Genomic DNA, 18,555 nt, shown 5'->3' with positions numbered 1-18,555 from the left:
AACCCGACATGTCTGTTCTCGAGATCCGCGACCTGCACGTGACGGTCGAGACCGAGGCGGGGGCCACCCCGATCCTCAACGGCGTCACCCTCACGGTGCGCACCGGCGAGACCCACGCGATCATGGGGCCCAACGGCTCCGGCAAGTCGACGCTCGCCTACGCGATCGCCGGACACCCCAAGTACACCGTGACCGGCGGCTCGATCACGCTCGACGGCGAAGATGTCCTCGAGATGTCGGTCGACGAGCGGGCCCGTGCCGGCCTCTTCCTCGCCATGCAGTACCCGGTCGAGGTGCCCGGCATCACGGTCACCAACTTCCTCCGCACGGCCAAGACGGCCGTCGCGGGCGAGGCGCCCGCGATCCGCTCGTGGACCAAGGACGTCAAGCAGGCGATGGCCAACCTGCGCATGGACCCGAAGTTCGCGCAGCGCAACGTCAACGAGGGATTCTCGGGCGGTGAGAAGAAGCGTCACGAGATCCTCCAGCTCGAGCTTCTCAAGCCGAAGATCGCGGTGCTCGACGAGACCGATTCCGGCCTCGACGTGGACGCGCTGAAGATCGTCTCCGAAGGCGTGAACCGTGCGAAGGCCGACACCGACCTGGGTGTGCTGCTGATCACGCACTACACGCGCATCCTGCGGTACATCCAGCCGCAGTTCGTTCACGTCATGGTCAAGGGCCGGATCGTCGAAGAGGGCGGGCCCGAGCTCGCCGACCGACTCGAGGAAGAGGGCTACGACCGCTTCCTCGACGCCGACACCCCCGTCGACGCGTAGGATCGTTACATGACCGCAACACTCGCGCCCGAGAAATACGACGAGGTCACCGAGGCTCTCAAGGACGTCATGGATCCCGAGTTGGGGATCAACGTCGTCGACCTGGGTCTCATCTACGACCTCGCGTGGGACGACGAGAACGACGCTCTCATCATCCACATGACGCTGACGTCGGCGGGCTGCCCGCTGACCGACGTCCTGGAGGAGCAGACGGCTCAGGCTCTCGACAACGTCGTGGATCGCTTCCGCATCAACTGGGTGTGGATGCCGCCGTGGGGTCCCGAGCGGATCACGGACGATGGCCGCGACATGATGCGCGCTCTGGGCTTCGCGATCTGACGACTCCTGAAGACGAGCCCCCGTGACCGCCCGACGGCGGATACGGGGGCTTTCGTCATGCGGCGACACCTACCGGCGCGACGCCTGACGGCGCAGCTAGGCTCGCCGGATGAGCACCCAGCCCCTCGACGCCCTCCCGCTCGAGACGCTGCGGCGACGGTCGAGCACGAAATGGCGATCGTACCCGCACGACGTCATCCCGATGTTCGTCGCCGAGACCGATTTCGCGCTCGCGGAGCCGATCACGAGTGCGCTGCGCGAAGCCGTGGAGATCGGCGACACCGGCTACACGCCGCCGCAGCCCGGTATCGCCGAGGCCTTCGTCGGGTTCGCCCACCGCCGATGGGGATGGACGGTCGACCCGAGCCGGGTCCGCTGGACCGGGGACGTCATGATGGGCGTCGTCGAGCTCCTGCGCGCCACGGTCGCTCCCGGAGACCGGGTCGTGGTCAACCCCCCGGTGTACCCGCCGTTCTTCGATACGGTCGCCGAGGCGGGGGCCATCGTCGAAGAGGTGCCGCTGACCGACACCGGCTCGGGCTGGGAGCTCGATCTCCACGGCATCGAGCGGGCCCTCATCGGCGGCGCGCGAGCTGTTCTGCTCTGCAACCCCCACAACCCGACGGGAACCGTGCACTCGGTCGAGTCCCTACGAGCACTCGCTGCTCTGGCGCACCGATACGGCGCCGTCGTGATCAGCGACGAGATCCACGGACCCCTCACGGGCGGCGAGGTCGCCTTCGTCCCCTTCCTCACAGCGTCGCCCGAGGCCGCCGCCGTCGGATACGCGGTGACGAGCGCATCGAAGGCGTACAACCTCGCCGGACTGAAGTGTGCGGTGATCGTCACCGCGTCCGAGGGGAATGCAGACGTCGTACGCGGGTTGCCCTGGGAGGTCGAATGGCGCACCGGCCTGTTCGGCGCGCTGTCGACGATCGCCGCGTTCTCGCCCGAATCGGATGCGTGGCTCGACAGCCTCCTCGTGCGCCTGGATCAGAACCGGCGGCTGCTGGGGGAGCTGTTGGCCGAGCACCTTCCGCTTGCGCGCTATCGCATCCCCGACGCGGGGTTCCTCGCGTGGATCGACGTGTCGGCGTACGGCTGGGGCGATGACCCGGCCGACCCGATCCGAGAAGGCGCCCGGGTCGCCCTTCACCATGGCCCGTTCTTCGGAGCGGAGGGCGTCGGGCACGTGCGGCTCAATTTCGGCTGCGCGCCCGACGTCCTGCGTGACGCCGTCGGCCGCGTCGGCGCGTTCGCGCGTCAGACGGTGCTGGCCCGCGGCTGAGGCGTCCGCCCCGCCGTCGACTCGCCAGGGAATGCGGATGCCGGGCGCCTCGCACCCGCAGATACTGGCGAGTCGTCCTGCGTGCGTCGTCAGTTCTCGGAGCGCCCGAGCCGCCAGTAGCCCATGAACGCGACGGCGCGGCGATCCACGCCGACGGTGCCGACCAGGTGGCGTCGAAGCGTCTTGATCGCCGACGCCTCGCCGGCGAGCCAGGCGTAGAGGGGAGCGCGCTTGAGGGCGGCCCCTCCCTTGGCCGTGCGGGGCACCTCCCAGAGGATGTCGGCGTCGATGTCGATCTCCTCGACCTCGGCGCCAATGCCGGCCGGTGCCAGCCGTGCGGCGGTCTGCTCCACCGTCGAGATCAGGTGGCTGTGGCGCTGGCCCTCGTCGGCCCGCGCCGCGATCCGGCGCTCGAACCCGGGGTGGTGCGGCAGATAGTCGAGGTCGCCGCTCGTCGGGAGCTCGAGCACGACAGTGCCGCGCGCGTCGGCCGGGAGCTGTTCGAGGATCACCGCGATCGCCGGGGCGGCCGTCTCGTCGCCAGCGAGCAGGATAGCGTCGGTGTCGGCGGGCGGAACGAAATCGATTCCGTAGCTCACCCCGGTGTGCGCGGTCGTCGGCGCCAGGATGAGCACTTCGTCGCCGACGCGCGCATCCGCGATCCATGCCGAGGCCGGGCCGATGACATCGTGCGCGACCATGTCGATGTCGACTTCGCGCAGCTCGGGCCGGACAGCGCGCGTCGTGTACGTCCGCATCACGGGGCGGGCGTCGGGGGCGAGTGCGCGCCAGCCCTCGTACCAGTCCGGGCCCGTCGGCATGGTGTCGATGGACGCGGTCTCGGTGGGGAACAGGATCTTCACGCGCTGGTCGAAGCCGGGGTCGCCGTACTCCGCCAGGTCGTCGCTGCGGAAGGTGAAGCGCCGGAAGCTGGGGGTCAGGTCGGTGATGGCCGCGACGGAGACGCGGAAGAAGTCGAGTGCGGGGCGAGTCATGGTTTTCCAATCAGCTCTGCGGGCACATGGTGACGCCCGATGGGGAGCACGAGCGGCCGCCCCGTGAGCGGGTCGGGGATGACGCGGCTGTCGAGCCCGAACACCGCGCGCACGGTCTCGGCGGTCAGGACCTCTCCGGGGTCGCCGGCGCCGTAGAGGTGCCCGCCGGCCATCGCGACGAGGTAGTCGGCGTACCGCGCCGCGAGGTTCAGGTCGTGCAGAACCATGACGATCGTCGTGCCGCGATCGCGATTGAGGTCGGTGAGCAGGTCGAGCACGTCGATCTGGTGACTCACGTCGAGGAACGTCGTCGGTTCGTCGAGCAGGAGCACATCGGTCTGCTGGGCCAGCGCCATGGCGATCCACACACGCTGCCGCTGGCCGCCCGACAGCTCGTCGACGGAGCGATCGGCGATGGCGGCCGTGTCGGTCGCATCGAGCGCCTGGGCTACCGCCTCGTCGTCGGCCCGGGTCCAGCGGGCCAGCGGGCCATGGTGGGGCGTCCGGCCGCGGCTCACGAGATCGGAGACCGTGATGCCCTCGGGAGCGATCGGCGACTGCGGCAGCAGACCGAGATCACGAGCCACCCGCTTCGTCGGCAGCCGGTGGATGTCCTTCCCGTCGAGCAGCACGCTTCCGGACCGCGGGGTGAGGAGCCGGGCCATCGATTTCAGCAGCGTCGATTTGCCGCATGCGTTGGCGCCGACGATCGCGGTGATACGGCCCCCGGGGACCGTGAGGTCGAGCTCGTCGACGATGACGCGGTCACCGTAGCCGAGACGGACGCCACGCGCTTCGAGAGAGCGGTCCGCGGTCATAGTGAGCCTCCTGAGCGGCTGCTGCGGATGAGCAGGAAGATGAGATAGGGAGCACCCAACACCCCGGTGACGACGCCGACGGGCAGGCGGATGCCCAGCAGATACTGCGCCGTGAGGTCGGCGACCAGCACGAGGAGCGACCCGAACAGACCCGCGGCGAGAACCGGGGATCCGACGGGCCCCATCATCCGTGCGGCGATCGGGCCCGAGAGGAACGCGACGAACGAGATCGGGCCGGCCGCTGCGGTGGCGAAGGCCAGGAGCGCGACGGCGGCGACGATGAGCAGGACGCGGCGGCGTTCGACGGGGACACCGAGAGCTGCCGCCGTGTCGTCGCCGAGGCGCATGAGCTCGAGGTCGCGAGTCAGCCACAGCAGAACGGGAACGACCACGACCATCGTGAGCGCCAGCGGGACCGCCTGATCCCACGACGCTCCGTTGAGGTTGCCCGTGATCCACCGCATCGCGGCCTGAAGATCCCATTCCGCCGCGCGCGAGAGCACGTAGGACACGACGCTGTTGAAGATCGCCGCGACACCGATCCCGATGAGGATGAAGCGAGCCCCGGCACCCCCGTCTTTGAACGCGAGCAGGTAGATCATCAGCGCAGTCGCCAGTGCGGCGACGGTGGCCAGCAGCGAGATGCCCGCCTCGCTGAGCGAGAGGAAGACGATACCGACGACCGCCGCGGCACTCGCGCCGGCGTTGACGCCGATGATGTCGGGGCTGGCGAGCGGATTGCGCAGCATCGTCTGGAACACGGCGCCGCCCATTCCGAAGCAGAGACCCGTGAGGAGTGCGACGGTTGCCCGGGGCAGTCGTAGCTCGCCGACGGTGAACGAGGCACCGGGAACGGTCTGGCCGGTGATGACGCCCCAGACCTCGGCGGGGGTGTAGAAGGTCTGACCGACCATGAGCGAGACCGCGTACATGACGACGACAGCTGTCAGCAGCGAGCCGACGACGACCCGTCTGCGCCAGGCGCGCCGCGTGCGACCGCCGACGACGACGTCGATGGTCGCACGGGTGGCGGCGGCGGTCACAGGGCGCGCATCTTCTGTCGGCGGACGATCGCGATGAAGAACGGGGCTCCGATGAGCGCGGTCACGATTCCGACCTCGACTTCCTGAGGGCGCGCGATGACACGGCCGACGACGTCGGCGACGATGAGAAGCCCCCCGCCGACGAGCGCCGAGACGGGGAGGAGCCAGCGGTGGTCGGGACCGACGAGCAGGCGGCAGATGTGCGGCACGATCAGCCCGACGAAGCCGATGGGGCCGGCGACGGCGGTCGCGGCGCCGCAGAGGATGACGGCACCGAGTGCGGCGACCAGGCGCGCCGTGCGAACGCGCTCGCCGAGCCCCGCCGCGAGCTCGTCTCCGAGCGCGAGCGAGTTGAGTGCGGCGCTGGCCGCGAGGCAGATGACCATTCCGACCGCGAGGAAGGGGAGTACGAGGAGGATCTTCTCGACGGTGGCACCGCCGACACCGCCGATCTGCCAGAACCGGAAGACGCTCATCACGTCGATGCGGGGGAGGAGGATGGCGCTGATCAGCGAGCTGAAGGCGACCGCCGTCGCCGCCCCCGCGAGAGCGAGTTTGAGAGGGCTCGCGCCGCCGCGGCCCAGGGACCCGATCGTGTAGACGAAGACGGCTGCGATGGCCGCGCCCAGCATGGCGAGCCAGATGTAGCCGAACGCGCTGGACACGCCGAAGAAGGCGAGCCCGATGACGACGGCGAGCGATGCGCCGCCGTTGATGCCGAGGATCTGCGGGTCCGCGAGGGGGTTGCGCGTGACACCCTGCATGACGGCGCCCGACACGGCGAGGGCCGCGCCCACGACCAACGCGAGCACCGTGCGCGGAACGCGCTTGGAGACGGCGGCCGCCGAGGTGCTCTCGATGCTCCCGGTGAGGCCCGCGATGATGTCGTCGAAGGAGACGGCACGCGTTCCGAACGTCACCGAGACGATGGCCGCCACCAGGACGAGCAGCGCCAGGATGACGAGCCAGACGACCCGCCGCCGCCGCGAGTCGCGCCGCAGGGGCGCGTTCACGGCGGCGGGGGCCGTCGTCATGGTCGGAACGCTCACGGCATCCGGAGCAGGTCGGCTGCGATCACGAGCTCGCCTTCGCGGCAGCCGCACCGATCATGTCGACGTACTCCGAGGTCAGCGGATCGGTCATCGAAAGGGGGCTGGGGTTGGCGGCGGCAGCGAGCGGGTCGTTCGCCGCGGGCAGCACGACGACGGCTCCCGACGCGACGGCGGGGATCCGCGAGAGCAGCGGGTCGGCCTGCATCGCCGCGAGCGTGGTGTCATCGCCGTAGGTCACGAGCACCTGCAGGTCGGCGAATCGCTCGATCTCTTCGGTGCTGTTGGTGATCCAGAACTGGTCGGTGCCCTTCGACTGCTCGGCGACGGTCGCCGCCGGGGTCAGCCCCAGGTCCTCGAGGAAGAGCGGGCGCGGGTCGGCCGTCGAGTAGAAGCCGATCTGGCTCAGGTCGGTCGCGTCGAACGAGCTGAACAGCGTCGTCTTGCCGGCGATGTCGGGGTACGCGCCCGTCAGATCGTTCAGGTGTGCGGTCAGGTCGTCGACGAGGGTCTCCGCCTCGTCCTTGAGCCCGAGGGCCGTGCCGTTCATGACGGTGAGCTCCTGCCAGCTGGTGCCCCAGGCGATGTCGGGGTACGCCACCACCGGGGCGATCTTGCTCAGGGTGTCGTAGTCGTCCTGCGTCAGCCCCGAGTAGGCGGCGAGGATGACGTCGGGCTGGGTGTCGGCGACGGCCTCGAAGTCGATGCCCTCGGCCTCGTCGAAGAGGACGGGCGTCTCGCCGCCGAGCTCGTCGAGCTTGTCCTTCACCCAGGGGAGGATGCCGTCGCCGTCATCGTCGCCCCAGGTCACCGCGGGCATGCCGACGGGCACGACGCCCAGAGCGAGCGCGGCCTCCTGGTTTCCCCACGAGACGGTCGCGACCCTCGTGGGCTTGCTCTCGATCGTCGTCTGTCCGAACGCGTGATCGATGGTGACGGGGAAAGCGTCGGACGACGCGTCGCTCGAAGCGGCGGGCGCCGAGTCGGGAGCCGCGGTGGAACCGCAGCCGGCGAGGAGCAGCGTGGCTGCGATGAGGGCTGCGGCGGCTGTGCGGATGCGGGGCACAGTGTCCTCCAGAGGAGAGGTGAGTAAGGGCAGGCTTACTTTACGTCCGCGGCGCGCATCCCGCCAATCCGCTGCAGCCGGACTGAAGGTGCCGCACCGCGTGGTTCTCGGCAGCTCGAGGAACGGCCGCGTCGACACCGAGTAGGATGAGAGGCTGGCCGTTCGGCCGCCCCTCCCTGTTCCTGACGATTGGACGATCGCTGTGCTCGCCGTGCACGACCTCGAAATCCGCGTGGGCGCGCGCACGCTGATGTCGGACGTGTCCTTCCGCGTCTCCGACGGAGACAAGATCGGACTCGTCGGTCGCAACGGCGCCGGCAAGACCACTCTGACCAAGGTGCTCGCCGGCGACCTGCTGCCCAGCGACGGCAAGGTCGAACGCTCGGGCGAGCTCGGCTACCTGCCGCAGGACCCGCGCTCGGGTGACCCGGAGATGCTCGCACGCACGCGCATCCTCGACGCCCGCGGCCTCGGCACGATCGCGGTGGAGATGCAGAGCGCGTCGCTCGAGATGGGTTCGGATGACGAAGCCGCGGCGGCCAAGGCCATGCGCCGGTACGGCAATCTCATGGAGCGGTTCGAAGCGCTCGGCGGTTACGCGGCCGAGGCCGAGGCCGCATCGATCGCCCATAATCTGTCGCTGCCCGACCGCATCCTCGATCAGCCGCTGAAGACACTCTCCGGTGGGCAGCGGCGGCGCATCGAGCTGGCCCGCATCCTGTTCTCGGACGCGCAGACGATGATCCTCGACGAGCCGACGAACCACCTCGATGCCGACAGCGTCGTGTGGCTGCGGGAGTTCCTCAAGGGGTACAAGGGCGGCCTGATCGTCATCAGCCACGACGTCGAACTCGTCGGCGAGACCGTGAATCGCGTCTTCTACCTCGACGCCATGCGTCAGGTCATCGACGTCTACAACATGAACTGGAAGAACTATCTGCGCCAGCGCGTCGCGGATGAGGAGCGTCGCAAGAAGGAGCGCGCCAACGCCGAGAAGAAGGCGACCGCCCTGCAGCAGCAGGCGGCCCGCTTCGGCGCGAAGGCGAGCAAGGCAGCAGCCGCGCATCAGATGGTGGCGCGCGCCGAGAAGCTCCTCTCGGGTCTCGACGAGGTTCGCCAGGAAGATCGCGTCGCGAAGCTGCGCTTCCCCAAGCCCGCCCCCTGCGGGAAGACGCCCCTCATGGCGTCGGGGCTGTCGAAGTCGTACGGTTCGCTGGAGATCTTCACCGACGTCGATCTCGCCATCGACCGCGGGTCGAAGGTCGTCGTCCTCGGTCTCAACGGTGCCGGCAAGACGACGCTGCTGCGCATCCTCGCGGGCGTGGACCAGCCCGACACGGGCGTGCTCGAGCCCGGGCACGGCCTTCGCATCGGCTATTACGCGCAGGAGCACGAGAACCTCGATGTGGCGCGGTCGGTGCTCCAGAACATGATGTCTGCCGCGCCCGACATCACCGAGACCGAGGCGCGCAAGGTGCTCGGATCGTTCCTGTTCACCGGGGACGACGTGCTCAAGCCCGCCGGGGTGCTCTCCGGCGGCGAGAAGACCCGTCTGTCGCTGGCGACCCTCGTCGTCTCGTCGGCCAACATGCTGCTGCTCGACGAGCCGACCAACAACCTCGATCCCGCGTCACGCGACGAGATCCTCGGCGCGCTCGCTCACTACGAGGGCGCCGTCGTCTTGGTGTCGCACGATGAGGGAGCCGTCGAGGCGCTCAATCCCGAGCGTGTGCTGATCCTTCCCGACGGCGTCGAGGACATCTGGGGACGCGACTACCTCGAGCTCATCACCCTGGCCTGACGGCCCGGGGCGCGATCAGCTGCGCGTCGAGTCGAGGATCGCGTCCTCGTCCTCCATGTCGCGGTCGCGCTTCACGTCGCGGCGGCGCCGGAGGCTCGCCGGGACGACGGACGAGCCGGATGCCGTGGCCGCGGGCGCCGGTGATTCGGCTGCCTTGGGCGCTGCGAGCGCGGCGGCCGCAGCATCCTCTTCGTCCTCACGTCGGTGCCGGCGCTCGGTGCGGATCATGTACCAGATGAAGACGAAGCCCATGATCGCGAACAGGATCCACTGGATCGCGTACGACAGGTGCGGTCCCGGGTCCTCGGACGGGATCGGCATGGCACCGAGACCGTCGGCCGGCGCGGGATCCTCCGAGACGAGGAGCCCGTATGCCGATGTCACGACATCGCCGGTCAGGCGGGCTTCGTCGGCGACGAGGTCGACGTTGATCGTCGGGACCTGACCGTCGGGGGCCGACCGCCCCGAGGTGGGCGCCGCCTCGGCGGGCTTGAGGCGAGCGACCACTGTCACCGTGCCCGAGGGCGGTGCGGCGATCGCGGCGGGTTCGGGGCTGTCGGATGCCGGGGGTACCCAGCCGCGATCGACGATGAAGATCCGTCCGTCCGTCGTCTCGAACGGCACGAGCACCTCGAAGGCGGAGGTGCCTCCGTGGGGGCGGTTGCGCACCAGCACCTGGTCGTCGGCCCGGTACTCGCCGATGAGCTCCACGGGGTGCCACTCGTCGGCCGGATCGAACTCGGTCCCGGACGGGAGGATCTCCGACAGTGCCGCGGGATCGGCGTCGTAGTTGCGCTCGACGAGCTCGAGCTGCGCGCTCCGCTCCTCGTTGCGCGTGAACTGCCAGTTCGACAGGTAGGCGCAGGCGATCGCGAAGGCGATGGCGACGGCGACATAGCCGGTCCAACGCAGGGCGGTCTTACCTCTCATGATGCGCCCGCCTCGGTCGTGTCCACGACGAGACGCTCCACGCTGACGGGGAAGTCCCGCGCCGCGACGAACTCGCGCAGGTATGCGACGTGGTCGTCGCACGCCACCCAGATCTTCCGCCGGTCGGCGGCGTGGATGCGGGGGTTGCGCCAGATGACCCGCCACCGTGCCGACGCGCGGCATCCGGCGCGGGAGCACTCGATGTCGTTCACTCCGGCCGTGACTCCCGGATCTCGATGACGGTCGGTTTCGCAGGCGCCTGCGGCTCGCGCGTGGTTTCGTCGGGGTGCTCGGGCAGCGCTGCGAGGGGCGAGACGGCAGCGGGCTCCCGCACATCGTCTCCCACGTTCGCGATCACGACGGCGATGTACGGCAGGAACACCGCTCCGACCGCGAAGGCCGCCGTGTGCCAGCCGTAGGGGGTGATGACGACCATGAGGACGAAGCACACCACGCGTACCGCCATCATGATGAAGTACTTCGTCATGCGACGGTTCGAGTCGTCGTGCGGGGCTCGCGGGAGCGAGGTCGCCGACGGGGTGGCGGGCTGATGCTTCACGGTGCATCAAGGATACGCCCGCGGGGCCGGGGGAGGCCGGTCTCAGAAGCTCGACGAGTAGGTGCTGTAGCTGTCCTGCTCGATGGCCCAGCCGATGAAGGCGGCGAAGGCGATGATGCCGATGACCGCCAGGGCGAGCCCGGCGTAGCCGACGATGAGGCCCGCGATCGCCATGCCGCGGCCCTTCTCGTTCGTCCGCTTGATCTGGGACAGCGAGATGTGGCCCATGATGACGCCCGCGATCGACCCGATGACGGGCAGGAGCCAGATGAAGCCCACGATCGAGGCGATCATCGACACGATCGCGAGCGTGTTCGTCTTCTGCTGGGGGTAGCCGCCGCCGTAGCCGTAGGCGGGCGCGGGGTAGCCCGCGGGCTGGTAAGCCTGCTGCGGCGGGTTGGCGTACGGCGGCGCCGGGGGCGGGGTGGGTGCGCCGGAGGCGGGCTGCCCGGGCGCGGGGTACGGCTGCTGCGGCTGGGGCTGGTCGCTCACATCTGCTCCTCGTCGACGTCGGGCCGCCAGCTTATCGTTCGCGGCCGTCGGGCGCGCTGCGGTTAGGCTTGCGAGGTTCCCGCCGCAGACACAGGAGAGTCGTATGTCCACGTCCCGAGTCGTTCTCGTCACCGGAGGCAATCGCGGCATCGGCCGCGCGATCGCGGAGCGCTTCATCGCCGACGGCCACCGCGTCGCGGTGACGGCCCGTTCGGGTGAGGGACCCGAGGGTGCGCTGACCGTCCGGGCGGACGTGACGGACGCTGCATCGATCGACGCCGCGTTCACTCAGGTCGAGAACGAGCTCGGTCCGGTCGAGGTCGTCGTCGCGAATGCCGGCATCACGAAGGACACGCTCCTGCTCCGTATGACCGAGGATGACTTCGACTCGGTCGTCGCGACCAACCTCGGCGGCGCCTTCCGCGTCGTCAAGCGGGCATCGAAGGGCATGCTGCGGGCCAAATGGGGTCGCGTCATCCTCATCTCGAGCGTCGTCGGCCTGTTCGGCTCAGCAGGACAGATCAACTACTCGTCGTCGAAGGCGGCACTCGTGGGATTCGCCCGTTCACTCACCCGCGAGCTCGGCGCCCGCGGCATCACGGCGAACGTCGTCGCCCCGGGATTCATCGAGACGGACATGACTGCGGCTCTTCCCGAAGAGACGCAGGCGGAGTACAAGCGCAGCATTCCGGCGGGTCGTTACGGCTCATCCGCCGAGGTCGCCGGGGCCGTGGCCTGGCTCGCCTCGGATGACGCGGCCTATATCTCCGGTGCCGTCATCCCGGTCGACGGCGGTCTCGGAATGGGGCACTGACGCGGCGCCGAGCGTCAGGAGAGCGCGGCGACGATCTCGCGCGCGAGTCGATCGGGCTGCGAGAACTGGGGCCAGTGGCCTGAGCCGAGCTCGATGACCGTGACGTCCTCGAGCGCCTCGAACTCGGCGAGGAAGGGTGGCCAGGCCGCCAGCATCTCGCGGATTCCGGGTTCGTCGGCCGAGCCCGACAGGACGGTCACTGGGATGCCGTGACGGCGTGCGTCGTCGAGATCGACCGCATCGGTCGGCACCGCTGCCGGAACCGGGTGCGTGCGGGCCGCCCACCGGGAGCGCGTGCCGTCGTCGAGGTCGGCGACATCCGGCTCGTCGAAGAACTCCCAACCGGGAAACGGCACGACGCCGTCGACGACCGGGAACGCCGAGATCTCAGCGCCGGGCGCGGGCGGGAGGGTGTCGACGAGGACGACCCGCGCGATGCGATCGGGGCGCCGGTCGGCGGCCGCCCACGCGACGTTCCCGCCGCCGCTGTGCCCCACGAGGGCGAGCTGGCCGGGAAGGTCGTCGATGCGGGCGACCACCGCGTCGACCCAGTCGCGGAGGGTCGCCGAGACCGCTCCGGCGGTGTCGCCGACGCCGGGCATCGTGAGGGCGTTCGGGTGATGCCCCGCATCGCGGAGGGCGGGGACGACGTCGTCCCAGGACGAGGCGTCGAGCCAGAGGCCCGGGATGAGGATCACGTGCATGACCCGACCGTAGCGCTCGGCCTAGACAGGCGACAGCCTCGCGTCAGGGGAGGAGCGCGATGACCTCTCGCAGGTCGACCGGGCCGACCACGAGGTCCGCCTGGCGGCGCACCGCGGGCTTGGCGTTGAAGGCGATGCCGAGGCCGGCAGCCGCCATCATCCGCAGGTCGTTCGCCCCGTCGCCGATGGCGATGGTCCGGGCGAGGGGGACGTCGTGACCGCGTGCCCATTCGCGCAGCGACGCCGCTTTGGCCTCCGCGTCGACGATGTCGCCCGCGACCGTGCCGTCGAGCGTCGCGCCGTCGGAGCCGAGCCGATTGGCGCGCCACAGGTCGACCCCCAGACCGGGAGCGATGTGGTCGAGCACCTCGTGGAAGCCCCCGGAGACGACGGCGGCCGCGCCGCCGCGCTCGTGGATCGCCGCGATGAGCTCACGCGCGCCCGGTGTCGGCTCGACGCGCGACCGCACCCGCTCGAAGGCCGTGAGCGGAACACCCGCGAGCTGCGCGACGCGTGAACGCAGACTCGACGCGAAATCGACCTCGCCGCGCATCGCCGCCTCCGTCGCGGCGGCGACCTCCGCCCCGCGTCCCGCTTCGTCGGCGATGAGTTCGATGACCTCGTTGCGCAAGAGGGTCGAGTCGGCATCGAAGACGACGAGGAAACGCGCGTGGGGCATGACCACCACGCTAGCGGGAACGCGCGTCAGCGTTCGACGCGCGCGTTCTTGCCGACGACGGTGATGCCGGTGTCGGTCACGGTGAAGCCGCGGGCGAGGTCGCGTTCGCGGTCGACACCGACCGTGGCGCCGTCTTCGAGCACGACGTTCTTGTCGAGGATCGCCCGGTGCACACGCGCCCCGGCGCCGACGCTGACGTAGTCGAACAGCACCGAGTCGGTGATCGTCGCACCGCCTCCGGAGAGCGTCCACGGGCCGACGACGCTGCGCTCGAGATGGGTGCCCGACAGCACGGAGCCGAGAGAGACGATCGAGTCGATCGCGTTGCCCATGCGCCCGACGCTGTCGCGCACGAACTTCGCGGGCGGCGAGTTCACTGCCTGCGAGTGGATCTGCCAGTCGGTGTTGTACAGGTTGAAGATCGGCAACGTCGAGATGAGGTCCATGTGGGCGTCGAAGAACGACTCGATCGTGCCGACGTCGCGCCAGTAATTGCGGTCGCGCGGGGTCGACCCGGGCACGTCGTTGCGCTTGAAGTCGTAGACGGCGGCTTCGCCGCGGTCGACGAAGTAGGGGACGATGTCGCCGCCCATGTCGTGGTTCGACGTCGGCAGCTCGCCGTCGGCCTCGACCGCCTCGATGAGGGCGTCGGTGTCGAAGATGTAGTTGCCCATCGAGGCCAGCACCTCGTGCGGCGAGTCGGGCAGCCCGGTGGGGTCCTGGGGCTTCTCGAGGAAGGCGCGGATCCGGGTCTCGTCGGCGGGGTCGACGTCGATGACGCCGAACTGGTTGGCCAGGCCGATCGGCTGGCGGATGCCGGCCACCGTCGCCCGGGCGCCCGAGGCGAGGTGGGCGTCGAGCATCTGACGGAAGTCCATGCGGTAGACGTGATCGGCTCCGATCACGACGACGATGTCGGGCTTCTCATCGTTGATGAGGTTCAGCGACTGGAGGATCGCATCGGCCGAGCCCGAGAACCACCGCTTGCCCAGGCGCTGCTGGGCGGGAACCGAGGCGACGTACGAGTCGAGCAGCGCCGACATCCGCCAGGTCTGCGAGACGTGACGGTCGAGGCTGTGCGACTTGTACTGGGTCAGGACGACGACCTGGCGCAGGCCCGAGTTGATGAGGTTCGAGATCGCGAAGTCGATCAGGCGGTACTGGCCGCCGAACGGGACCGCGGGCTTGGCGCGATCCACCGTCAACGGCATCAGGCGCTTACCCTCCCCGCCCGCGAGAACGATTCCGAAGACCTTGGGCGCTGCTGGCATGGCACCACACTAGGCCCGTCGAACGCTCCTGTACTAGCGTTCGACCCATGCGTGTAGACATCGTCTCGAAGGAGTATCCTCCCGCGATCTATGGCGGAGCGGGGGTGCACGTCACCGAGCTCGTCCGCGCCCTGCGCGAGACGATGGAGGTGCAGGTCCGGGCCTTCGGAGCGGACCGGGACGAGCCGGACACGACCTCCTACGCGACCCCCGTCGGGCTGGGCGACGCCAACGCCGCGCTCCAGACGCTCGGGACCGATCTCGAGATCGTCGGAGACGTCGCCGGCGCGGACGTCGTGCACAGCCACACCTGGTACGCCAACTTCGCCGGGCACCTCGCCTCGCTCCTCCACGGCATCCCGCACGTCGTCACGGCTCACTCGCTCGAGCCGCTGCGGCCGTGGAAGGCCGAGCAGCTCGGCGGGGGCTACGCCGTGTCGAGCTACATCGAGAAGACCGCTTACGAGAACGCGGCGGCCGTCATCGCCGTGAGCGACGGAATGCGCCGCGACATCCTGCGCAGCTATCCCGATCTCGATCCCGAGAAGGTGTCGGTGATCTACAACGGCATCGACGTCGAGTCGTGGCGGCCGGTCGACGATCCCGCCGTCCTCGAACGCCACGGCATCGACCCCACCCGCCCCTCCGTGGTCTTCGTCGGACGCATCACGCGGCAGAAGGGCCTGCCGTACTTTCTGCGGGCCGCGCGCCTGCTTCCCGCCGACGTGCAGGTCGTCCTCTGCGCGGGAGCGCCCGACACGCCGGAGATCATGGCCGAGGTGCAGGGCCTCGTGCGCGAGCTGCAGGCCGAGCGCTCCGGGGTCGTCTGGATCGAGGAGTTCCTCCCGCGCGACGAGCTCTGCGCGATCCTGACGGCAGCCACGACCTTCGTCTGCCCGTCGGTCTACGAGCCGCTCGGCATCGTCAACCTCGAGGCGATGGCGTGCGGGGCCGCCGTCGTCGGGACCGCGACCGGCGGCATCCCGGAAGTCGTCGTCGACGGCGAGACCGGGCGCCTCGTGCCGATCGAGCAGTCCGACGACGGCACCGGTACCCCGCTGGATCCCGAGAAGTTCGTCGCCGATCTGGCGGCCACGCTCACCGAGGTCGTCTCGGATCCCGACACGGCGCGACGCTACGGCGCCGCGGGCCGCGAGCGTGCCGCCAGCTCGTTCAGCTGGTCGGCGATCGCCGACGAGACCGCCGCGTTGTACGCGAGAGTGGCGGGGCTCGGCCGCTAGGCTGAACCCATGCCGCAGGTCCTGGAGTTCTCCGACGTCGTCGTCCGCCGAAACGCCCGGAACATCATCGACCGGGTCGACTGGTCGGTTTCCGATGATCAGCGATGGGTGGTGCTCGGGCCCAACGGCGCGGGCAAGACGACGGTGCTGCAGCTCGCGGCGAGCCTCCTCCACCCCACCTCGGGAAGCGTCGAGATCCTGGGGGAGCGCCTCGGGCGGACCGACGTGTTCGAGCTGCGCCCGCGCATCGGATTCGCCTCGTCGGCGATGGCCCGGCGCATCCCGGCCGAAGAGACCGTGCTCGACGTGGTCCTCACGGCGGCGTACGCCGTGACCGGGCGGTGGCGTGAGGAGTACGAGGACATCGACGAGCGACGCGCGATGCGCGTGCTCGCCGAGTGGAAGCTCGACGGACTCGCCGAGCGGACGTTCGGCACGCTCTCGGACGGCGAGCAGAAGCGCGTCCAGATCGCCCGCGCCGTCATGACCGACCCCGAGCTGCTGCTCCTCGACGAGCCGACGGCGAGCCTCGACCTCGGCGCCCGCGAGGAACTGCTCGCTCTCCTCGGCGGTTACGCCCAGGCGCCCACCACGCCCGCGATGATCATGGTGACGCACCACGTCGAGGAGATCCCGGTCGGGTTCACCCACGTGCTCCTGTTGCGCGAGGGCGGCGTCGTCGCCGCCGGTCCGCTGGCCGAGACGCTCACCGCCGAGAACCTCACCGAGACGTTCGGGCTGTCCATCGCGCTCAGCGAGGAGCGCGGACGCTACGCGGCTCGGGCCTCATCCTGAACCTGGTAGGATCGCTCTTTGGTGCAGACGCATCGCAGACTTCCCTCGCCCTGGCAAAATCCAGGGCACCACGTAAGGAATCCCATGAAGACTGACATTCACCCCGAGTACCGCGCCGTCGTTTTCCGCGACCTCGGCTCCGGCGAGACGTTCCTGACCCGTTCGACGGTCTCGAGCGACAAGACGATCGAGCTGGACGGCGAGACCTACCCGGTCATCGACGTCGAGATCTCGTCCGCCTCGCACCCGTTCTACACGGGCAAGCAGCGCATCATGGACTCGGCCGGCCGCGTCGAGAAGTTCAACCAGCGCTTCAAGAACTTCGGCTCCAAGTAAGCCGTTCTTCGATCAAGGCCCCGCTTCGGCGGGGCCTTCGTCGTTTCGCGGGGTGCGTTCGCCGCCCCCGCGGTCTCACGGCTTGACGATCGGGATCGACGCCGTCTCCGCCGCGACCTTGCGCCGGTGCAGGGCGCGCTGCTCGGGCAGAGAGATGTCGAAGACGACCGCGAGCAGGCGGATGACGGTGGTCACCGCAATGCCCACGATGGCAGCGGCCACGATGGGCGCGCCCAGCGCCGACGCTCCGGCGAGCACCGCGCACCCGGCGGCGGCCGCGATCGCATAGAGCGAGCCGACGTGCATGATGGCGACGGGGAGTCCGAGGATGACGTCGCGCAGCATGCTGCCGCCGACGGCGGCGCAGGAGCCGATGAAGATCGCGGGGACGATCGGCAGCCCGAGCACGAGGGCCTTGCTCGTCCCGAACGCCCCGAACATGCCGATGACGACGGCGTCGAGACCGATGATGACGGCGTTGAGCCGTTGGAACAGGTTCGACAGCAGCATGCCGACCAGCGCGGCCGAGGTCGCGGTGATGAGATACCAGTTGCTCTGCAGCGTGACAGGCTGCACGCCCAGGAGCAGATCGCGAATGAGACCGCCGCCCATCCCGATCAGGATGCCGATGATCACGACCCCGAGTGGATCGAGCCGCTGTTTGCCGACGAATCCGGAAGCGAAAAGGGCGCCCTGGACCCCGCCGAGCCCGACGGCGGTCAGATCCGCCCAGAGCGGGATCACGAACTGAGACTGCGCCACGGAACCATTGTCGTCGGTCGGCGCGATAATTGAAGAGTGCCCACCTACCGCGACGAGGTCGTGATCCTGCGCACCCACAAGCTGGGCGAGGCGGATCGCATCGTCACGATGCTCAGCCGGCGGCACGGCAAGCTGCGCGGCGTCGCGAAAGGCGTGCGGCGCACGTCGTCCCGGTTCGGTGCGCGACTGGAGCCGTTCATGGTCGCCGACGTCCAGATGTACAAAGGGCGCTCGCTCGACATCGTGCAGCAGGCCGAGTCGCTCGGCTCCTACGGTGCCGACATCGCGACGGACTACGACCGCTACACCTCGGCGTCCGCGATGGTCGAGGCCGCCGATCGTCTGAACGAGGCCGAGACCACGCCGCAGCAGTATCTGCTTCTCGTCGGGGGGCTTCGCGCCCTCGCGCGCGGCGACCACGACAGCCGCGCCGTGCTCGACTCGTACCTCCTCAGAGCCATGGCGCTCTCGGGCTGGGCGCCGTCGCTCGACGCCTGCGCGCGTTGCGGGCGTCCAGGCCCCCACGACGGTTTCGTCGCGCCCCTCGGCGGATCGGTGTGCGACGCGTGCGCGCCCGCGGGGTCGGCCCGCATCGCCCCCGAAACCGGAGCGCGCCTGCGCGCCCTCATCGCCGGAGAGTGGGAGACCGTCGATGCGGGCAGCCCCGGCACAGCCAACGCCGCGTCGGGGCTGATCGCGGCCTATGCCCAGTGGCACCTCGAACGCGGCATCCGATCGCTCGGCCACATCGGCGCGGCGCGCTGACACCTGTGATGCCGTACGGCTCGACCGCC

General features: G+C 69.6%; 22 protein-coding genes. 9 read left to right on the top strand and 13 right to left on the bottom strand.

All coding sequences use genetic code 11. The features are described from left to right. The first annotated feature begins 8 nt into the window (after positions 1-8). The 3 genes from sufC to MTS1_RS03380 all read left to right on the top strand — a co-directional run bounded on the left by sufC (position 9) and on the right by MTS1_RS03380 (position 2,406). A complete protein-coding gene (gene sufC, locus MTS1_RS03390; protein ID WP_023951436.1) occupies positions 9-779 on the top strand; it encodes a Fe-S cluster assembly ATPase SufC in 771 nt (256 codons plus the stop codon). A 9-nt stretch (positions 780-788) separates the two neighbouring features. Continuing rightward, positions 789-1,118, top strand: coding sequence for a metal-sulfur cluster assembly factor (locus MTS1_RS03385; RefSeq protein ID WP_023951434.1), 330 nt, complete (start codon positions 789-791; stop codon positions 1,116-1,118). 109 nt (positions 1,119-1,227) lie between these two features. Beyond that, positions 1,228-2,406, top strand: a complete 1,179-nt coding sequence (locus MTS1_RS03380) for a MalY/PatB family protein (protein WP_023951432.1) — start codon at positions 1,228-1,230, stop codon at positions 2,404-2,406. Between the two features lie 89 nt (positions 2,407-2,495). Here the strand turns inward: MTS1_RS03380 and MTS1_RS03375 are convergent, their stop codons facing one another. From MTS1_RS03375 to MTS1_RS03355, 5 genes are read right to left on the bottom strand one after another with little or no spacing between them, the layout of a single operon-like run. Then, positions 2,496-3,401 carry a siderophore-interacting protein gene (locus MTS1_RS03375; protein WP_023951430.1) on the bottom strand — a complete coding sequence of 302 codons (906 nt, stop codon included), beginning with the start codon at positions 3,399-3,401 and terminating at the stop codon, positions 2,496-2,498. Continuing rightward, entirely contained in the window at positions 3,398-4,219 is an 822-nt protein-coding gene (locus tag MTS1_RS03370) for an ABC transporter ATP-binding protein (RefSeq protein ID WP_023951428.1), read from the bottom strand. The genes MTS1_RS03375 and MTS1_RS03370 overlap by 4 nt, the downstream gene beginning before the upstream one ends. Then, on the bottom strand, positions 4,216-5,262 hold the full coding sequence (locus MTS1_RS03365) for an iron chelate uptake ABC transporter family permease subunit (protein WP_023951426.1): 1,047 nt from the start codon (positions 5,260-5,262) through the stop codon (positions 4,216-4,218). The genes MTS1_RS03370 and MTS1_RS03365 overlap by 4 nt, the downstream gene beginning before the upstream one ends. Continuing rightward, positions 5,259-6,296 carry an iron ABC transporter permease gene (locus tag MTS1_RS03360; protein WP_023951424.1) on the bottom strand — a complete coding sequence of 346 codons (1,038 nt, stop codon included), beginning with the start codon at positions 6,294-6,296 and terminating at the stop codon, positions 5,259-5,261. Before MTS1_RS03360 ends, MTS1_RS03365 begins: the two co-directional genes overlap by 4 nt. Positions 6,297-6,336: 40 nt before the next feature. Then, a complete protein-coding gene (locus tag MTS1_RS03355; RefSeq protein WP_023951422.1) occupies positions 6,337-7,377 on the bottom strand; it encodes an iron-siderophore ABC transporter substrate-binding protein in 1,041 nt (346 codons plus the stop codon). Positions 7,378-7,579: 202 nt separating this feature from the next. Between MTS1_RS03355 and MTS1_RS03350 the strand changes: the two genes are divergently transcribed. Further along, positions 7,580-9,178, top strand: a complete 1,599-nt coding sequence (locus MTS1_RS03350; protein ID WP_023951420.1) for an ABC-F family ATP-binding cassette domain-containing protein — start codon at positions 7,580-7,582, stop codon at positions 9,176-9,178. A gap of 15 nt (positions 9,179-9,193) precedes the next feature. Here MTS1_RS03350 and MTS1_RS03345 read toward each other — a convergent pair whose 3' ends face one another. From MTS1_RS03345 to MTS1_RS03330, 4 genes are read right to left on the bottom strand one after another with little or no spacing between them, the layout of a single operon-like run. Continuing rightward, on the bottom strand, positions 9,194-10,108 hold the full coding sequence (locus MTS1_RS03345; RefSeq protein ID WP_036304609.1) for an SURF1 family protein: 915 nt from the start codon (positions 10,106-10,108) through the stop codon (positions 9,194-9,196). Further along, positions 10,105-10,320, bottom strand: a complete 216-nt coding sequence (locus MTS1_RS03340; protein ID WP_036304608.1) for a hypothetical protein — start codon at positions 10,318-10,320, stop codon at positions 10,105-10,107. Before MTS1_RS03340 ends, MTS1_RS03345 begins: the two co-directional genes overlap by 4 nt. Continuing rightward, positions 10,317-10,667: a DUF3099 domain-containing protein gene (locus MTS1_RS03335; RefSeq protein WP_036304607.1), complete on the bottom strand. Its 351-nt coding sequence runs from the start codon at positions 10,665-10,667 to the stop codon at positions 10,317-10,319. Before MTS1_RS03335 ends, MTS1_RS03340 begins: the two co-directional genes overlap by 4 nt. Before the next feature lie 42 nt (positions 10,668-10,709). After that, the gene (locus MTS1_RS03330) at positions 10,710-11,159 is read right to left on the bottom strand and encodes a DUF4190 domain-containing protein (RefSeq protein WP_023951415.1); all 450 of its coding nucleotides are present in this window, start codon (positions 11,157-11,159) and stop codon (positions 10,710-10,712) included. 103 nt (positions 11,160-11,262) lie between these two features. Here MTS1_RS03330 and MTS1_RS03325 point away from each other — a divergent pair, with 103 nt between their 5' ends. Further along, positions 11,263-11,973: a beta-ketoacyl-ACP reductase gene (locus MTS1_RS03325; RefSeq protein WP_023951413.1), complete on the top strand. Its 711-nt coding sequence runs from the start codon at positions 11,263-11,265 to the stop codon at positions 11,971-11,973. A 14-nt stretch (positions 11,974-11,987) separates the two neighbouring features. Here MTS1_RS03325 and MTS1_RS03320 read toward each other — a convergent pair whose 3' ends face one another. From MTS1_RS03320 to MTS1_RS03310, 3 genes are read right to left on the bottom strand one after another with little or no spacing between them, the layout of a single operon-like run. Beyond that, on the bottom strand, positions 11,988-12,677 hold the full coding sequence (locus MTS1_RS03320; RefSeq protein WP_023951411.1) for an alpha/beta fold hydrolase: 690 nt from the start codon (positions 12,675-12,677) through the stop codon (positions 11,988-11,990). Positions 12,678-12,720: 43 nt separating this feature from the next. Then, positions 12,721-13,356: a phosphoserine phosphatase SerB gene (gene serB / locus MTS1_RS03315; RefSeq protein WP_023951409.1), complete on the bottom strand. Its 636-nt coding sequence runs from the start codon at positions 13,354-13,356 to the stop codon at positions 12,721-12,723. 26 nt (positions 13,357-13,382) lie between these two features. Beyond that, the gene (locus MTS1_RS03310) at positions 13,383-14,627 is read right to left on the bottom strand and encodes a glucose-1-phosphate adenylyltransferase (protein WP_023951407.1); all 1,245 of its coding nucleotides are present in this window, start codon (positions 14,625-14,627) and stop codon (positions 13,383-13,385) included. Positions 14,628-14,674: 47 nt separating this feature from the next. Between MTS1_RS03310 and glgA the strand changes: the two genes are divergently transcribed. The 3 genes from glgA to MTS1_RS03295 all read left to right on the top strand — a co-directional run bounded on the left by glgA (position 14,675) and on the right by MTS1_RS03295 (position 16,999). After that, the gene (glgA, locus tag MTS1_RS03305) at positions 14,675-15,868 is read left to right on the top strand and encodes a glycogen synthase (protein ID WP_023951406.1); all 1,194 of its coding nucleotides are present in this window, start codon (positions 14,675-14,677) and stop codon (positions 15,866-15,868) included. Between the two features lie 9 nt (positions 15,869-15,877). Then, positions 15,878-16,663, top strand: a complete 786-nt coding sequence (locus MTS1_RS03300) for an ABC transporter ATP-binding protein (RefSeq protein WP_023951405.1) — start codon at positions 15,878-15,880, stop codon at positions 16,661-16,663. An 84-nt stretch (positions 16,664-16,747) separates the two neighbouring features. Further along, positions 16,748-16,999, top strand: coding sequence for a type B 50S ribosomal protein L31 (locus tag MTS1_RS03295; protein ID WP_018186539.1), 252 nt, complete (start codon positions 16,748-16,750; stop codon positions 16,997-16,999). Between the two features lie 75 nt (positions 17,000-17,074). On the opposite strand, the gene MTS1_RS03290 is transcribed toward MTS1_RS03295, so the two are convergent. Beyond that, positions 17,075-17,761 (bottom strand): trimeric intracellular cation channel family protein, encoded by a 687-nt coding sequence (locus tag MTS1_RS03290; RefSeq protein ID WP_023951404.1) that lies wholly within the window; start codon positions 17,759-17,761, stop codon positions 17,075-17,077. Between the two features lie 36 nt (positions 17,762-17,797). On the opposite strand from MTS1_RS03290, the gene recO reads away from it, so the two are divergent. Next, positions 17,798-18,526, top strand: a complete 729-nt coding sequence (gene recO, locus MTS1_RS03285) for a DNA repair protein RecO (RefSeq protein ID WP_023951403.1) — start codon at positions 17,798-17,800, stop codon at positions 18,524-18,526. Positions 18,527-18,555: the final 29 nt, after the last annotated feature.

Source organism: Microbacterium sp. TS-1, from assembly GCF_000509385.1.
Lineage (GTDB): Bacteria > Actinomycetota > Actinomycetes > Actinomycetales > Microbacteriaceae > Microbacterium > Microbacterium arborescens.
The sequence above is the reverse complement of the archived record's forward strand: the minus strand, read 5'-3'. Positions and strand labels throughout refer to the sequence as shown.

Excerpts from the sequence above, each read along its gene's own strand:
- MTS1_RS03325 (WP_023951413.1), top strand. The coding sequence starts at position 11,263 with ATGTCCACGTCCCGAGTCGTTCTCGTCACCGGAGGCAATCGCGGCATC.
- MTS1_RS03320 (WP_023951411.1), bottom strand. The coding sequence starts at position 12,677 with ATGCACGTGATCCTCATCCCGGGCCTCTGGCTCGACGCCTCGTCCTGG.
- MTS1_RS03300 (WP_023951405.1), top strand. The coding sequence starts at position 15,878 with ATGCCGCAGGTCCTGGAGTTCTCCGACGTCGTCGTCCGCCGAAACGCC.
- MTS1_RS03310 (WP_023951407.1), bottom strand. The coding sequence starts at position 14,627 with ATGCCAGCAGCGCCCAAGGTCTTCGGAATCGTTCTCGCGGGCGGGGAG.
- MTS1_RS03295 (WP_018186539.1), top strand. The coding sequence starts at position 16,748 with ATGAAGACTGACATTCACCCCGAGTACCGCGCCGTCGTTTTCCGCGAC.
- sufC (WP_023951436.1), top strand. The coding sequence starts at position 9 with ATGTCTGTTCTCGAGATCCGCGACCTGCACGTGACGGTCGAGACCGAG.
- glgA (WP_023951406.1), top strand. The coding sequence starts at position 14,675 with ATGCGTGTAGACATCGTCTCGAAGGAGTATCCTCCCGCGATCTATGGC.
- MTS1_RS03360 (WP_023951424.1), bottom strand. The coding sequence starts at position 6,296 with ATGACGACGGCCCCCGCCGCCGTGAACGCGCCCCTGCGGCGCGACTCG.
- MTS1_RS03375 (WP_023951430.1), bottom strand. The coding sequence starts at position 3,401 with ATGACTCGCCCCGCACTCGACTTCTTCCGCGTCTCCGTCGCGGCCATC.
- MTS1_RS03345 (WP_036304609.1), bottom strand. The coding sequence starts at position 10,108 with ATGAGAGGTAAGACCGCCCTGCGTTGGACCGGCTATGTCGCCGTCGCC.
- MTS1_RS03370 (WP_023951428.1), bottom strand. The coding sequence starts at position 4,219 with ATGACCGCGGACCGCTCTCTCGAAGCGCGTGGCGTCCGTCTCGGCTAC.
- serB (WP_023951409.1), bottom strand. The coding sequence starts at position 13,356 with ATGCCCCACGCGCGTTTCCTCGTCGTCTTCGATGCCGACTCGACCCTC.
- MTS1_RS03385 (WP_023951434.1), top strand. The coding sequence starts at position 789 with ATGACCGCAACACTCGCGCCCGAGAAATACGACGAGGTCACCGAGGCT.
- MTS1_RS03380 (WP_023951432.1), top strand. The coding sequence starts at position 1,228 with ATGAGCACCCAGCCCCTCGACGCCCTCCCGCTCGAGACGCTGCGGCGA.